The 15321-nt window shown below is 64.0% G+C and carries 10 protein-coding genes; 4 read left to right on the plus strand and 6 right to left on the minus strand.

Translation table 11 applies throughout. From position 1 onward, the window contains the following. Positions 1-27: 27 nt before the first annotated feature. Complete coding sequence (locus LB558_RS13855) at positions 28-2307, minus strand: NADP-dependent malic enzyme (protein ID WP_224698065.1); 2280 nt, start codon at positions 2305-2307, stop codon at positions 28-30. 213 nt (positions 2308-2520) lie between these two features. Between LB558_RS13855 and mutS the strand changes: the two genes are divergently transcribed. Next, positions 2521-5250, plus strand: coding sequence for a DNA mismatch repair protein MutS (gene mutS / locus LB558_RS13860; RefSeq protein ID WP_224698066.1), 2730 nt, complete (start codon positions 2521-2523; stop codon positions 5248-5250). Between the two features lie 5 nt (positions 5251-5255). Here the strand turns inward: mutS and LB558_RS13865 are convergent, their stop codons facing one another. The 3 genes from LB558_RS13865 to LB558_RS13875 all read right to left on the minus strand — a co-directional run bounded on the left by LB558_RS13865 (position 5256) and on the right by LB558_RS13875 (position 9119). After that, the gene (locus tag LB558_RS13865; protein ID WP_224698067.1) at positions 5256-6095 is read right to left on the minus strand and encodes an aldo/keto reductase; all 840 of its coding nucleotides are present in this window, start codon (positions 6093-6095) and stop codon (positions 5256-5258) included. An 84-nt stretch (positions 6096-6179) separates the two neighbouring features. Next, positions 6180-6572 carry a DUF305 domain-containing protein gene (locus LB558_RS13870; RefSeq protein WP_224698068.1) on the minus strand — a complete coding sequence of 131 codons (393 nt, stop codon included), beginning with the start codon at positions 6570-6572 and terminating at the stop codon, positions 6180-6182. A 42-nt stretch (positions 6573-6614) separates the two neighbouring features. Then, positions 6615-9119 (minus strand): heavy metal translocating P-type ATPase, encoded by a 2505-nt coding sequence (locus tag LB558_RS13875; protein WP_224698069.1) that lies wholly within the window; start codon positions 9117-9119, stop codon positions 6615-6617. A 185-nt stretch (positions 9120-9304) separates the two neighbouring features. Here LB558_RS13875 and LB558_RS13880 point away from each other — a divergent pair, with 185 nt between their 5' ends. The 3 genes from LB558_RS13880 to murJ all read left to right on the plus strand — a co-directional run bounded on the left by LB558_RS13880 (position 9305) and on the right by murJ (position 14640). Then, positions 9305-10129 (plus strand): glycosyltransferase family 25 protein, encoded by an 825-nt coding sequence (locus tag LB558_RS13880; RefSeq protein WP_224698372.1) that lies wholly within the window; start codon positions 9305-9307, stop codon positions 10127-10129. Positions 10130-10208: 79 nt separating this feature from the next. Beyond that, positions 10209-13010, plus strand: a complete 2802-nt coding sequence (locus LB558_RS13885) for a [protein-PII] uridylyltransferase (RefSeq protein WP_224698070.1) — start codon at positions 10209-10211, stop codon at positions 13008-13010. A 46-nt stretch (positions 13011-13056) separates the two neighbouring features. Continuing rightward, positions 13057-14640, plus strand: coding sequence for a murein biosynthesis integral membrane protein MurJ (murJ, locus tag LB558_RS13890; protein ID WP_224698071.1), 1584 nt, complete (start codon positions 13057-13059; stop codon positions 14638-14640). Here murJ and LB558_RS13895 read toward each other — a convergent pair. Continuing rightward, positions 14630-15034 (minus strand): type II toxin-antitoxin system VapC family toxin, encoded by a 405-nt coding sequence (locus tag LB558_RS13895; RefSeq protein ID WP_224698072.1) that lies wholly within the window; start codon positions 15032-15034, stop codon positions 14630-14632. The genes murJ and LB558_RS13895 overlap by 11 nt on opposite strands. Continuing rightward, complete coding sequence (locus tag LB558_RS13900) at positions 15034-15279, minus strand: PSK operon transcription factor (protein ID WP_027142906.1); 246 nt, start codon at positions 15277-15279, stop codon at positions 15034-15036. Before LB558_RS13900 ends, LB558_RS13895 begins: the two co-directional genes overlap by 1 nt. Positions 15280-15321: the final 42 nt, after the last annotated feature.

The following is a 15321-nucleotide window of genomic DNA, read 5'->3' on the forward strand; positions in this document are numbered from 1 at the left end:
CGCGGACTCACCGCTCGGGCTCGCATCTCAAGTCCCCGCCGTATACGCCGCGATCGCCGCCATGTTGACGATGTCTGAGTCCTTGGCGTTGAGCGACACGATCTGAACCGGCTTGTTCAGGCCGACCAGCAGCGGGCCGATCACCGTGGAGCCGCCGAGTTCCTGCAGCATCTTGGTCGAGATCGAGGCCGAATGGAATGCCGGCATGATCAGCACGTTGGCCGGTCCGGTCAGCCTTATGAACGGATATTGCGCCATGGCCCGCGCATTGAGCGCCACGTCGGCGGCCATTTCGCCGTCATATTCGAAGTCGACGCGGCGCTTGTCGAGGATGCGCACGGCTTCCTGGACGCGTTCGGAGCGCTCGCCCTGCGGATGGCCGAAGGTGGAATAGGCGAGCATGGCGAGCCTCGGCTCATAACCCATGCGGCGGGCAAAGCCCGCGGCCTCCTCGGCGATGTCGGCGATCTGCTCGGCGTTCGGCATGTCGTGCACGGCGGTGTCGGCGACCAGCACGGTCTTGCCCCGCGCCAGCACGATCGAGACGCCAATGACGCGGTGGCCGGGCTTGGCATCGATGACGCGGCGGATGTCGTCGAGCGCGGTCGAATAGTTGCGGGTGACGCCGGTGACGATGCCGTCGGCATCGCCCAACGCCACCATGCAGGCAGCAAAATGGTTGCGGTCGTTGTTGATCAGGCGCTGGCAGTCGCGAAACAGGAAGCCTTTGCGCTGCATACGCTCGTAGAGATAGTCGGTGTAGATGCCGTTGCGACGCGACAGCCGGGCATTGATGATCTCGATGCCTTGCTTGTTGAGGTCGATGCCGGCGTGCTTGGCGTTTTCCTTGATGACGTCGTCGCGGCCAAGCAGGATGGCGGTGCCGAGCCGCTGGTTCACGTAGGAGACGGCGGCACGCATGACCTGCTCCTCCTCGCCCTCGGCGAAGACGATGCGCTTGGGCTGGCGGCGCACGCGGTCGTAGATGCGCTGCAGGGTCGAAGCGATCGGGTCGCGGCGGGCGGAGAGTTCCTGCGCGTAACGATCGAGATCGAGGATCGGCTTGCGGGCGACGCCGGAATCCATCGCCGCCTTGGCGACCGCAATCGGGATGGCCGAGATCAGGCGCGGGTCGAACGGCACCGGGATGATGTAATTGGGGCCGAATTTCGGCCGGTTGCCCTGATAGGCGGCGGCGACGTCGTCTGGCACGTCCTGGCGCGCAAGTGCCGCCAGCGCCTGGGCAGCGGCGATCTTCATGTCGTCATTGATCGTGGTTGCCCGCACATCCAGCGCACCGCGAAAGATATAGGGGAAGCCGAGCACATTGTTGACCTGGTTCGGATAGTCCGAACGCCCGGTGGCCATGATGGCGTCGGTGCGGATCTCGGCCACTTCCTCGGGCGTGATTTCCGGATCGGGATTGGCCATGGCGAAGATGATCGGGTTCTTGGCCATCGACTGCACCATGGCGGTGGTCAGCGTGCCCTTGGCGGAGAGGCCGAGGAAGACATCGGCGCCGTCGAGCGCCTCGGCGAGGCTGCGCGCCTCGGTCTTGACCGCATGCGCCGACTTCCACTGGTTCATGCCTTCGGTGCGGCCCTGGAACACCACACCCTTGGTGTCGCATAAGGTGATGTTTTCGGGGGCAAAGCCCATCGCCTTCATCAGCTCGATGCAGGCGATGCCGGCCGCACCGGCGCCGTTGCAGACCATTTTCGTGGTCTTCATGTCGCGGCCGGTGATCTCCAGCGCGTTGATCAGGCCGGCGGCCGAGATGATGGCGGTGCCGTGCTGGTCGTCATGGAAGACCGGAATGTCCATCAATTCGCGCAGGCGCTGCTCGATGATGAAGCACTCCGGCGCCTTGATGTCCTCGAGGTTAATACCGCCGAAAGAGGGCCCGAGGAAACGCACACAATTGATGAACTCGTCGGCGTCCTCGGTGTCGACCTCGAGGTCGATGGAATCGACATCGGCGAAGCGCTTGAACAGCACCGCCTTGCCCTCCATCACCGGCTTGGAGGCCAGCGCGCCGAGATTGCCGAGACCGAGGATGGCCGTGCCATTGGAAATGACGGCGACCATGTTGCCGCGCGTGGTGTAGTCGAAGGCACGGCTGGGGTCTTCGGCGATGGCCAGGACAGGAACCGCGACGCCAGGCGAATAGGCGAGGCTGAGGTCGCGTTGCGTCGCCATCGGCTTGGTGGCGACGACCTCTAGCTTGCCGGGGCGGCCCATGGCGTGGAATTCGAGCGCTTCCTGCGCGCTGACGGACGGACCGCTGTTCTCGGTTTTCCTGGCCATGATTTTCTTGATTTCCTCGCCGGTGCAGCACCTCCTTGAAGCGGGTGCTTTGTTTCGGTCCGAATTAAGACCACGCGCCGCCGCGTGTAAACCGCCAGCGCGCCGGAATCGCCGTCCGCATCGGCAATTGCGGACAAGCTGCCGTCCCGTCGTCCCCTGTTTTTCGAAGCGCCGGCATTAAACCGTACCATCACATCTGCTAGCGTGCCGCGTATGAACGTGCATAGCCCGAACGAGCCAGACGCCCCCGAGGCGATGACGCCGGTGCCGACCGCCCACGCCGGCGCCACGCCGATGATCGAGCAATTCATCGAGATCAAGGCGGCGAACCCCGATTCGCTGCTGTTTTATCGCATGGGCGATTTCTACGAGCTGTTCTTCGACGATGCCGAGAAGGCGAGCCGGGCGCTGGGCATCGTGCTGACCAAACGCGGCAAGTATCAAGGGCTCGACATTCCGATGTGCGGCGTGCCGGTGCATGCCGCCGACGATTATCTGCAAAAGCTGATCGGCCAGGGTTTCCGCGTTGCCGTCTGCGAACAGATCGAGGATCCGGCCGAGGCCAAGAAACGCGGCGGCAAATCGGTGGTGCGCCGCGACGTGGTGCGGCTGGTGACACCAGGCACCATCACCGAGGACAAATTGCTGGCGCCATCGGAATCGAGTTTCCTGATGGCGCTGGGGCGGGTGAAGGGTGGAGCGGACCACTCCTTTGCGCTTGCCTGGATCGACATCTCGACCGGTGCCTTTCGCGTGACCGACACCACCGCCGACCGGCTGCTGGCCGACATCTTCCGTGTCGATCCGCGCGAATTGATCGTTGCCGAACCGGTGTTCCACGATCCGGAGCTGAAGCCGGTGTTCGACGTGCTCGGCCGGGTCGCCAGCCCGCAGCCGCCGTCACTGTTCGATTCGGCTTCGGCCACCGGGCGCATTGCCCGCTTCTTCGATGTGGCGACGCCGGATAGTTTTGGCGCCTTTTCGCGCGCCGAACTGTCGGCGATCTCGGGCGCCATCGCCTATGTCGAGAAGACGCAGAAAGCCGAGCGTCCGCCGCTGTCGCGGCCCGAGCGTGAGGAACAGGGATCGACCCTGTTCATCGATCCGGCGACGCGCGGCAATCTGGAACTGCTGCGCACGCTGTCGGGTAGCCGCGAAGGCTCGCTGTTCAAGGCGATTGACCGCACGGTGACGGGCGGCGGCGCAAGGCTGCTCGCCGACCGGCTGATGGCGCCGCTGACCGATCCCGCGGCCATCGGCGCCAGGCTGGATTCGGTGTCGTTCTTCCGCTCAGAAACGCGGCTTTGCCAGGCGGTGCGGTCGAACCTGAAGAGCGTCGCCGACATGCCGCGCGCGCTGTCCAGGCTGGCGCTCAACCGGGGTGGGCCGCGCGACCTCGGCGCGCTGCGCGCCGGTTTCGAGGCGGCAGGCGCGATCGCCGAAATCTTTGCAGCGACCGCCCTGCCCTCGGAACTCGCGGCCGCATTGGCCGCCATCCATGCGCTGCCCCAAACGCTTTCGCAGCATCTGACGCAGGCGCTTGGCGACGAGCTGCCGCTGCTCAAGCGTGACGGCGGCTTCGTGCGCGGCGGCTACCATGCCGATCTCGACGAGATGCGGGCGCTGCGCGACGAATCGCGAAAGGTGATCGCCGGGCTGGAGCGCTCGCTGATCGACGAGACCGGCATTCGCTCGCTGAAGATCCGGCACAACAATGTGCTCGGCTACTATATCGAGGTGACCGCCAATCATCATGCGGTGATGACCGGCAGCGATGGCGCCAAGGCGCGCTTCATCCACCGCCAGACCATGGCCAACGCCATGCGCTTCACCACGACCGAACTTGCCGAACTCGAGACCAAGATCGCCAACGCCGCCGACCGGGCGCTGAGCATCGAACTGTCGGCCTTCGATGCGCTGATGGCGGAAGCGGTCGGTGAGGCGGAAAAAATCCGTGCCGGCGCCGACGCGCTGGCCGTGCTCGACGTGTCGGCGGCGCTCGCGCTACTTTCGGAAAGCGAAGCCTGGTGCCGGCCGGTGGTGGATTCCAGCCTTGCCTTCGAGATTGCGGGCGGCCGGCATCCGGTGGTGGAGCAGGCGCTGCGCCGTTCGGGCGAAGGCCCATTCGTCGCCAATGATTGCGACCTGTCGCCGGAGGGCAGCGCCAGGAACGGTGCGATCTGGCTTCTGACCGGCCCCAACATGGGCGGCAAGTCGACATTCCTGCGGCAGAACGCGCTGATTGCCATCCTGGCCCAGACCGGCTCCTTCGTACCGGCGACATCGGCCCATATCGGCGTCGTCGACCGGCTGTTCTCGCGTGTCGGCGCCTCGGACGATCTGGCGCGCGGCCGCTCGACCTTCATGGTCGAGATGGTCGAAACGGCGGCGATCCTCAACCAGGCCGGTGAGCGCGCACTGGTGATCCTCGACGAGATCGGCCGCGGCACTGCCACTTTCGACGGCCTGTCGATCGCCTGGGCGGCGGTCGAATATCTGCATGAGAAGAACCGCTGCCGGGCGATCTTCGCCACCCATTTTCACGAAATGACGTCGCTGGCCGGCAAGCTGGCGCGGCTCTCCAACGTCACCATGCGGGTCAAGGAATGGGAAAACGACGTCGTCTTCCTGCACGAGGTCGGCAAGGGTGCCGCCGACCGCTCCTACGGCGTGCAGGTGGCGCGGCTGGCCGGCCTGCCGGAGGCGGTGGTGGACCGGGCCAAAGAAGTGCTGCATCAATTGGAAGAGGGAGAGGTTTCCGGCAAGACCAACCGCCTGGTGGATGACCTGCCGCTGTTTTCGGTGGCTGTGAAGCGGGAAGCGCCCAAGCCGGTGAAGAACGACGCGCTGGGCGCGGCACTCGGCGAGATCAACCCCGACGAGATGACGCCGCGCGAGGCGCTGGAGGCGCTCTACCGGCTGAAGGGGCTGGCGGGGACGTAGTCAGATCATCTCCAGCCGCGCTTGCGTGTCGGCGGCGGGAAGGCGCGGTCGAGATCGGCGATGTCCTGCGACGTAAGCTTGATGTCGAGCGCCGCGACATTCTGGCGGACGTGCTCCTGGCTGCTGGCTTTCGGGATGGCGATGACACCCTCCTGGTGCATCACCCAGGCCAGGGCGATCTGTGCCGGGGTCGCATTGTGGCGGGCGGCAACGGTGTCGAGCCTGGTATTGCGCGCCAACGTGCCCTGCTCGACCGGCGAATAGGCCATCAAGGGAATGCCGCGCTGCCGGCTCCAGGGCGCCAGATCGAATTCGAGGCCACGCCGGACCAGATTGTAGAGCACCTGATTGGTCTGGACATTGCCGCCGGCAGGCAAGCCGACCAGTTCTTCCATCTCGTCGGTGTCGAAATTGCTGACACCCCAGTGGCGGATCTTGCCGGCCTTTTTCAAGGCCTCGAAGGCCGCGACCGTTTCCGTCAGTGGCACGCTGCCGGGCCAATGCAGCAGATAGAGGTCGATACGGTCGGTGCGCAGGCGTTTCAGGCTGTTTTCGCAGGCGCGCTGCACGCCCGCGCGCGAAGCGTTCGATGGTAGAACTTTCGAGACCAGGAAGGTCTCGTCGCGGCGCCCGGCAATGGCCTCAGCCACCACCTCTTCGGCGCCACCGCCGGCATACATTTCGGCGGTGTCGATCAGCGTGACGCCAAGGTCGAGGCCGAGCTTGAGGGCATTCACCTCATCGGCACGATGACTGATATCTTCGCCCATCTTCCATGTGCCCTGGCCAAGCACCTGAACGGCTTCGCCTGAGGGCAGTTTGGTGGTTCTGATGGTCGACGGCATGGCGGGCTCCATTTGGGCCGATCGCATCACAGGCTGGACGAGAAATCCAGAGGCGTTCTCGCCGCCTTGGCGATTGCCGAAAGCTTACTTCACCGGATGGGCGGCGAGCCAGGCCTGCATCTGCTTGATTTCGGCTTCCTGCGCGGCGATGACGCCTTCGGCCAGCTTGCGGATTTCCGGATCCTTGCCGTTGGCAAGCTCGACCTTGGCCATGTCGATCGCACCCTGATGGTGCGGGATCATGCCGCGGACGAAATCGACGTCGGCATTGCCGGTGTATTCAGATGCCATCATGTCGGCATGCATCTTGTCCATCGCCGCCTTGTAGCCTTCGGTCGAGGGGCTGGTCGCGTCCGTCGCCGTGGCGCCCATATCGTGTTTCATCTCTTCGCTCTGCGCCGGAACGCTTTCGAGGAAGACGGCAACCAGCATTCCGGCCGCCATCAGCAGCAGCACGAGTTTTTTGGCCAAAGTCATTCATGGTCTCCTGTTGAGTGATTTCGTATTTGGGGGCTTCGATCAGAGTTTCAATGTTCGCAGCCGCAATGCGTTTGCGATCACCGACACCGAGGACAGGCTCATCGCCGCCGCTGCCAGCATCGGCGACAGAAGCGTGCCGGTGAGCGGATAGAGCACGCCTGCGGCGACAGGCACACCAAGCACATTGTAGAGGAAGGCAAAGAACAGGTTCTGGCGGATGTTGCGGATCGTCGCCTGGGCCAGCGTGCGCGCCCGCACGATGCCATTGAGGTCGCCTTTGACCAGAGTGATGCCGGCGCTTTCGACAGCGACATCGGCGCCTGTGCCCATGGCGATGCCGACATCGGCCACGGAAAGCGCGGGCGCGTCGTTGACGCCGTCGCCGGCCATGGCGACGCCCGCGCCTTTGGCGCGCAGTTCCTCCACGAGGGCCGCCTTCTGTTCCGGCAGCAGGCCGGCGCGAACCTCATCGATGCCAAGGCTTCTGGCGATCGCGTTGGCTGTGCGTTCATTGTCGCCGGTCGCCATGATGATCCTCAAGCCGCTGTCATGCAGCGCCTTGATCGCCTCGGCCGTCGTTGCCTTGATAGGGTCGGCGACGGCGACGATGCCGGCCAGTTTCTTGTCGACAGCGACGAACATCGCCGTCTTGCCTTCGGGTCGCAACGCCTCGGCCTTAGCCGAGATGGATGCGATGTCGACGCCCAGGTCCGCCATCATCGTGGCATTGCCGAGCGCGACCTTCTTTCCTGACACCGTGCCGGATACGCCCTTGCCGGTGACCGCCTCGAAGCCGCTGGCCTCGGCAACGGTCACACCGCGCGTGCCGGCGCCGTCGACGATGGCCTCGGCCAGCGGATGCTCCGAGCCCTTCTCCAGACCGGCGGCAAGCGCCAGCAATTCGTCCTCGGAAAAACCGTTTTCCGCAACGACATCGGTCAGTTTCGGCCGGCCTTCGGTCAGCGTACCCGTCTTGTCGACGATCAGCGTGTCGACCGAGGCGAAGCGTTCGAGCGCGGCCGCCTCCTTGATCAGCACGCCGGCATGCGCCCCGCGCCCGGTGGCGGTCATGATCGACATCGGCGTGGCGAGGCCGAGCGCGCACGGGCAAGCGATGATCAGCACCGACACCGCCGAGACGATGGCAAAGATCAGGCTGGGCTCGGGTCCGAAGATCGCCCAGGCGATGAAAGCGGCAATCGCGACAAGGACGACGGCCGGGACAAAATAGAAGGAAACGCGATCGGCCAACCCTTGAATCGGAGCGCGCGAGCGCTGCGCCTTGGCGACGAGCTCGACAATGCGCGCCAACGTCGTCTCGGCGCCGACCTTCTCAGCGCGCATGATCAGCGAACCGTTCTTATTGAGGGTGCCGCCGGTCAGCGCATCGCCCCCGGCCTTCTCGACCGGCAACGGCTCGCCCGTGATCATCGATTCGTCGATCGAGGAACGGCCTTCCAGCACCGTGCCATCGACCGGCACGGCGTCGCCGGGGCGGATGCGCAGGCGATCGCCGGCCTTGACCGCATCGAGCGGCACATCGCTTTCGGAGCCGTCGGCGGCGATCAGCCGCGCGGTCTTCGGCGCGAGATCGAGCAAGGCGCGGATCGCCGAACCGGTCTTTTCACGGGCGCGCAACTCCAGCACCTGGCCAAGGAAGACCAGCGCGACGATGACGGCGGCAGCCTCGAAATAGACCGGCACGGCACCGCCATGGCCACGGAACTGATGCGGGAAAATGTCCGGAAACAGCGTGGCGACGACGCTGTAGAGATAGGCAGCGCCAACGCCGAGCGAGATCAGCGTCCACATGTTAGGGCTGCGGTTGACGAGCGAATCCCAGCCGCGGTGGAAGAAGGGGAAGGCGGCCCAAAGCACCACCGGACTTGCCAGGACCAGTTCGATCCAGACCTTTGTCCGGTCCTCAAGCAGGCCTTCAAACGTCAGGCCGATCATGGGTGCCATGGCGATGATCAGAAGGGGGACCGACAGGACAGCGCTCACCCATAACCGTCTGGTGAAATCGACCAGCTCGGGATTTGGCCCTTCCTCGCCCGTCGGTACGCCCATCGGCTCCAACGCCATGCCGCATTTTGGGCAGGACCCAGGTTTGTCGCGGATGATCTCCGGGTGCATCGGACAGGTGTATTGCGTGCCCTTGGGCATCGCTTGGGGCGCCGGCCTGTCGCCGAGATATCTTTGCGGCTCGGCCTCGAATTTCGCCTGGCAGGCGGCCGAGCAGAAATAGAAGCCCTGGCCCTCGTGGCGGGCAAAGTGCCTGGCTGTCGCGCGATCGACGCTCATGCCGCAAACCGGATCGGTGGCCGTCAGGAATTTTTCCGGCTCGGAGACGAATTTCGTGCGGCAGCCTTGGCTGCAGAAATGATAGAGATGGCCATCATGCTCGGCGGTCGGCTTGCCGTCGACCGGGTCGACGATCATGCCGCAGACCGGGTCGCGGACGGCGATCTTCGCGGCAGGCACGGCGCCTTTTGTCGAGCAGCAGCTACCATGCGCGTGATGATCGTGATCGGAATGCGTCATTCGAAAATACCTTGATGGATCAGTGTGTGAAGTGGAGATAGGGCTTCCAGTAACTGGAAGGTCAAGGGCTGCTTCGACTTTTCTTTTCCGCTCCACGGCGCGCCCATCCTCCCCAGAAAAAGTCTCGCGCGGCAACACCACCCCTGCTAGAGAGCGAGCACCCAGGGTTGAGATTTTCTTTGGCAATGAAGCGTCTGGTCATCAATCTCGATCGGTCTCCCGATCGCCTTGCCCATGTGACGGCGGAATTTGCCCGCATCGGCGTCCCATTCGAACGCGTTCAGGCCATAGACGCTCGGGATCGGCCGGACCTGGGCCTGATGCCGCAAAATGTCGGATATCGGAACAGGCTGCCATTGACCGATGGCGAGATCGCCTGCCTGCTCAGTCACCGGGCCTGCTGGGCTGTCATCGCGCAAGGCGATGCTCGCTATGGGGCAATCTTCGAGGACGACATCGTCTTTGCCGCAAAAGCCGGCGCATTGCTTCGCGACAGCGACTGGATTCCAGCCGATGCCGAAGTCGTCAAGCTCGAAAGCTACTTTTGTAAGACCGTGATCCGACGCAAGCGCATTGTCATCGGTCACGGCTTTTCCACATCCAAACTCGACGCCGGACATATAGGAACTGCCGGCTACATCATCTCCAGGCAAACCGCGCTCGACCTGATCAAGGCCACCGAAGAGATCGGCATCGCTGTCGACGACCTTGTCTTCAACCCGGAGTTTTCGGTTTTGCGAGGCGAGACGATCTATCAGATTGTTCCTGCGCTCTGCGCGCAAGATCAGTTCCTTGGCGACAGGGCGCTCCAATTGCCAAGTCTGCTCAGGGAAAAGCGGGATATCCAGTGCGCCGCACCCGCCGTTGCCGGGAACCGCAGAAAGACGGCCATAGCGAAGGTCAAAGCCGAGGCTCGGCGAACAAGCAAGCGCATTGTCGATTTCTGTCGGCTGAAGCGGAGAATGGTCATTCCATTTACTTATCCGAGCCAAAGCTCAGCCGGGTCTTGAACAGGCTTTCAGCGCCCCATACCCAGCGCCGCTAAAACGCGCTATAGACGCCGCCGAAACGGCGAGGCCGACTGGATATATGGCAAGAATCTCCCTGAAGCTCGACGAATTGATCGACGGCGAAGCCTTGCGCCGCGAGATGACCGCGCTGACCGCGGCCACGGCGGGCGACGGCTCAGGGCAGGTTGCGCGCAATGGCGTGCTCCAGCTGCTCAAGGGACGACTGGCGGAAGGGCGCGCCATTGCCGAACGCATGCTGAGGGACGATGGCGGCGGCAGCGCCTGCGCGGCGCGGCTGTCGCATCTCATGGACGAGATCATCCGGGCGCTTTACGATTTCGCCGTCACCCATGTCTACCGGGTCAAGAACCCGTCGTCCGCGGAGCGCATGGCCGTCGTCGCCGTGGGCGGCTACGGCCGCGGCACGCTGGCGCCCGGATCCGACATCGACCTGTTGTTCCTGCTGCCTTACAAGCAGACGCCGTGGGGCGAACAGACAGTCGAATACATGCTCTACATGCTGTGGGATCTGGGGCTGAAGGTCGGCCACGCCACACGCAATATCGACGAATGCCTGCGCCTGTCGCGCACCGATGTCACCATCCGCACCTCGATCCTCGAAGCACGTTTCCTGTGGGGCGAGGAAAAGCTCTATGACGAGCTGATGCTGCGGTTCGACCATGAGGTGGTGCGCACGACCGGCCCCGAATATGTCCAGGCCAAGCTTGCCGAACGCGATGACCGCCATGCCAAGGCCGGCGAAAGCCGCTATCTGGTCGAGCCCAACGTCAAGGATGGCAAGGGCGGCCTGCGCGACCTGCAGACGCTGTTCTGGATCGGCAAATATTTCTACCGGGTGCGCACCGGCGAGGAACTGGTCGACAAGGGCGTCTTCACCGAGGGCGAGTACCGCGAGTTCCAGAAGGCCGAGGATTTCCTGTGGGCGGTACGTTGCCACATGCATTTCCTCACCGGCAAGGCCGAGGAGCGGCTGCATTTCGACATCCAGCGCGAGATCGCCGAACGGCTCGGCTACACCACACACCCCGGCCTGTCGGCGGTCGAGCGCTTCATGAAGCACTACTTCCTCGTTGCCAAGGACGTCGGCGACCTGACCCGCATCTTCTGTGCAGCGCTCGAGGAGGAGCAGGCCAAGCACGTGCCGGGCTTCAACCGTATCTTCCTGACTTTCTCGCGGCGCAAACGCAAGCTGGCCGGCACTTCCGACTTCATTGTCGACAACCACCGCATCAACATCGCCGACGACCAGGTGTTCGAGCGCGATCCGGTCAATCTGCTCAGGCTGTTCTGGTTCGCCGATAAGCATGGCCTGGAATTCCACCCCGATGCGCTGAAGCTGCTGACCCGCTCGCTCGGCCTGGTGAACAAGTCGCTGCGGCGCGACGAGGAGGCCAACCGGCTGTTCCTCGACATCCTGACATCGGACCGCAATGCCGAACTCAATCTGCGGCGCATGAACGAAGCCGGGCTGCTCGGCAGACTGATCCCGGATTTCGGCAAGATCGTCGCCATGATGCAGTTCTCGATGTACCATCACTACACGGTGGACGAGCACCTGATCCGCTGCATCGGCGTGCTGGCCGAGATCGAGCGCGGCGACGGCGAAAAGGTCCACCCCCTGTCGCACACGCTGATGCCGGGCCTGAAGAAGAGCCGCGAGGCGCTCTATGTCGCCGTACTGCTGCACGATATCGCCAAGGGCAGGCCGGAGGATCATTCCGAGGCCGGCGCCAGGATCGCGCGTCGCATCTGCCCGCATATGGGGCTGTCGCCGGCCGATACCGAAACCGTTGCCTGGCTGGTCGAGCATCATCTCGTGATGTCGATGACGGCGCAGACCCGCGACCTCAACGACCGCAAGACCATTGAGGATTTCGCCGCGATCGTGCAGTCGGTCGAGCGGCTGAAGCTGCTTTTAATCCTCACGGTCTGCGACATCAGGGGCGTCGGACCCGGTGTCTGGAACGGCTGGAAGGGACAGCTGCTGCGCACGCTCTATTACGAGACCGAACTGCTTTTGACCGGCGGGTTTTCGGAGGTGTCGCGCGCCCAGCGCACGGCGGCGGCGCGCGAGCGTCTGGCCGAGGCGCTCGCCGACTGGCCGGACAAGGCCCGCAAGCGCTATGTCGGCCAGCACTACGAGAATTACCTTTTGACCGTCGATCTCGCAGACCAGCTGCGCCATGCCGAGTTCATTCGTGAGGCTGACGCGTCAGGCAACAAGCTTGCCACCATGGTCAAGACCCACCAGTTCGAGGCGGTGACCGAAATCACAGTGCTGGCCCAGGACCACCCCCGCCTGCTCTCGGTCATCGCCGGGGCTTGCGCCGGAGCCGGCGGCAACATCGTCGATGCGCAAATCTTCACGACGTCGGATGGCCGCGCACTCGACACGATCCTGATCAGCAGAGAATTCGACCGCGACGAGGACGAGCGCCGGCGTGCCGAGCGTGTCGGCCGGTTGATCGAGGACGTGCTGTCGGGCAAGAGCTGGCTGCCGGAAATGATCGAGAAGCGCACCAAGCCGCGGCGCGGCTCCAAGGTGTTCAAGATCCCGCCGCGCGCCGAAATCCGCAACACGCTGTCGAATCGTTTTTCGGTCATCGAGGTCGAGGGCCTCGACCGGCCGGGGCTGCTGTCAGAGATCACCGGAACGCTTTCCGACCTGTCGCTCGACATCGCATCGGCCCACATCACCACCTTCGGCGAGAAGGTCATCGACACTTTCTATGTCACTGATCTCACTGGCCAGAAGATAGATAGCCCGGCCCGCATCGCCACCATCCGCAATCGGCTGATGGCAACGCTCGAAGGCATCGTGCCCGAACGCGGCGGCAAGTCCAGGGCGGCGGCCGAGTGACAACGACCATCACTTTGTCCCAATTCCGCAGGCAGTTCCCAAAAGCATGAGCCTCGTCAAGAAATTCGCAACGGTCGCTTCCGGCACGCTGATGAGCCGCGCGCTCGGTTTCGGCCGGGAGATGCTGATGGCTGCTGCACTCGGTACCGGACCGGTCGCCGATGCCTTCAACGCCGCCTTCCAGTTTCCCAACACCTTTCGCCGGCTGTTTGCCGAAGGCGCCTTCAACGCCGCCTTCGTGCCGCTGTTCGCCAAGGAGATCGAGACCCACGGCACCGAGGGCGCCAAGCGCTTTTCCGAGGAAGTGTTCGGCGTTCTGTTCACGGCGCTGCTGGCGCTGACCATCATCATGGAACTGTCGATGCCGCTGATCGTGCGCTATCTGGTGGCGCCGGGTTTTGCCGGCACGCCGGGGAAGTTCGACACCACGGTGACGCTGGCGACGATCATGTTCCCCTATCTGATCTGCATGTCGCTGGGTGCCATGATGGCGGGCATGCTGAATTCGCTGCGCCGCTATTTCGCCGCCGCGGTGGCCCCGGTGTTCCTCAACATCATCCTGATCGGCGTGCTCGCCTATGCCTGGTACAAGGGCTCGGACGCCCTCACAGTCGGCTACGGGCTGTCGTGGGGCGTGCTTGCCGCCGGACTGGTTCAACTGGCGATCGTCTGGGTGGCAGTGCGCCATGCCGGCATCTCGATCGGCTTCCGCCGTCCGAAGATGACGCCCGCCGTCAAGCGGCTGCTGATCCTGGCGCTGCCGGCGGCCATCACCGGCGGCATCACCCAGATCAACCAGTTGATCGGCACGGCAATCGCCTCGGCGCAGAACAGCGCGGTCTCCTCGCTCGCCTATGCCGACCGTATCTACCAGTTGCCGCTCGGCGTGGTCGGTGTTGCGGTCGCCATCGTGCTGCTGCCCGAACTGTCGCGGGCGCTGAAGTCGGGCAATCTGATCGAGGCGGCCAATCTGCAGAACCGCTCGGTCGAATTCACGCTGTTCCTGACGCTGCCGGCAGCCGCCGCACTCTGGGTAATGTCGGAGCCGATCGTGCGGCTGGTCTATGAGCGCGGGGCGTTCGCCGCCAACGGCTCGACGCCGACGGTGGCGGCGATCCTGGCGATCTTCGGCCTCGGCCTGCCGGCCTTCGTGCTGATCAAGGCGTTCACGCCGGGCTATTTCGCCCGCGAGGACACGCGCACGCCGATGATCTTTGCCGCCATCTCGGTGGCGGTGAACGTCACCACGGCGCTGACGCTGTTTCCACGCATGGGCGCGCCCGGCATCGCGGTGGCCTCGGCCGTCGCCGGCTGGGTCAACGCGGTGATGCTGCTCGGCGTCTTGATCCGGCGCGGCCACTGGGGCCGCGACGTGCCGCTGATGAAGCGCATTCCACGGCTGGTGCTGTCGGCGGTGGTGATGGGGGCGGCGCTTTATTTTGCCGAGCACTGGTTCGCCATCAGGCTCGGCCCCGGTTCGCCCCTGGTGGTCAAGGCGACGACGCTTCTGGCGCTCGTCGCCGGTGGGGCGCTGCTCTATTTCATCACCGCGTTTGCCACCGGCGGCGCCGACTTTGGCATGATCCGGCGCAATGTCGGACGGAAGGGATCGCCGCCGACTACGGAATAGTCTGCAGATCCGTGAGCCGGAATTCGTCCGCCGTCGAAAGCATCGGAACGGCGTAATAGCGCGCGCAAGCATAATGAAAACAGTCGGCCATGTTCAGGCGGATCGCATTGTTGCGAAACCGCGACGCGGCCTCGACGGACAGAGATGACGCGTCAGAAGCTGGCGGAAGCTCCCGCAAGGCAATTGCCCGCTCTTCGAGAAAACGACTGACTATCTTCAGGCTTAGGTCGACCGGTATGGCCAGCTTTTCCGATCGTGAAAGCGCCATTGCGGCTTCCCAAACGGCGATCGCCGACGTGAACGGAGCAGATGCTTCCATGACTGCCTGCGCGCAGCGTTGGGCTTCAGCTTCGTGGCTCAGTATCGCGACGATAGCGGCGGCGTCGACAAACATCAGTCCTCGCCGGACAATTCGTCGTAAACCGAGCGCGGCAGCGGATTGCGGGCCTGCTCGCTCAGCTCAATGCCGAACTCAGCCCGCAATCGAGCCGCCGTCTCCAGCGGCGTCTCGCGGTTGCGCCGGCGCTCAAGGGCCTCACGCATGGCGATCACGATCGCCTCGGTGATGCCGACGCCTTCTACCTTGGCGAAAGCGCGCGTCAGGCTGTCCGCCTCCTTGTTGTTGATGTTGATCGTCATCATGGCCTCGCTACATGAGGAATGTAGAAAGTAATATGTAGC

Source organism: Mesorhizobium sp. CO1-1-8 (assembly GCF_020164875.1).
Taxonomy (GTDB): Bacteria; Pseudomonadota; Alphaproteobacteria; order Rhizobiales; family Rhizobiaceae; genus Mesorhizobium.

Excerpts from the sequence above, each read along its gene's own strand:
- LB558_RS13895 (WP_224698072.1), bottom strand. The coding sequence starts at position 15,034 with ATGTTTGTCGACGCCGCCGCTATCGTCGCGATACTGAGCCACGAAGCT.
- mutS (WP_224698066.1), top strand. The coding sequence starts at position 2,521 with ATGAACGTGCATAGCCCGAACGAGCCAGACGCCCCCGAGGCGATGACG.
- LB558_RS13855 (WP_224698065.1), bottom strand. The coding sequence starts at position 2,307 with ATGGCCAGGAAAACCGAGAACAGCGGTCCGTCCGTCAGCGCGCAGGAA.
- LB558_RS13875 (WP_224698069.1), bottom strand. The coding sequence starts at position 9,119 with ATGACGCATTCCGATCACGATCATCACGCGCATGGTAGCTGCTGCTCG.
- LB558_RS13885 (WP_224698070.1), top strand. The coding sequence starts at position 10,209 with ATGGCAAGAATCTCCCTGAAGCTCGACGAATTGATCGACGGCGAAGCC.
- LB558_RS13900 (WP_027142906.1), bottom strand. The coding sequence starts at position 15,279 with ATGACGATCAACATCAACAACAAGGAGGCGGACAGCCTGACGCGCGCT.
- LB558_RS13870 (WP_224698068.1), bottom strand. The coding sequence starts at position 6,572 with ATGACTTTGGCCAAAAAACTCGTGCTGCTGCTGATGGCGGCCGGAATG.
- murJ (WP_224698071.1), top strand. The coding sequence starts at position 13,057 with ATGAGCCTCGTCAAGAAATTCGCAACGGTCGCTTCCGGCACGCTGATG.
- LB558_RS13880 (WP_224698372.1), top strand. The coding sequence starts at position 9,305 with ATGAAGCGTCTGGTCATCAATCTCGATCGGTCTCCCGATCGCCTTGCC.
- LB558_RS13865 (WP_224698067.1), bottom strand. The coding sequence starts at position 6,095 with ATGCCGTCGACCATCAGAACCACCAAACTGCCCTCAGGCGAAGCCGTT.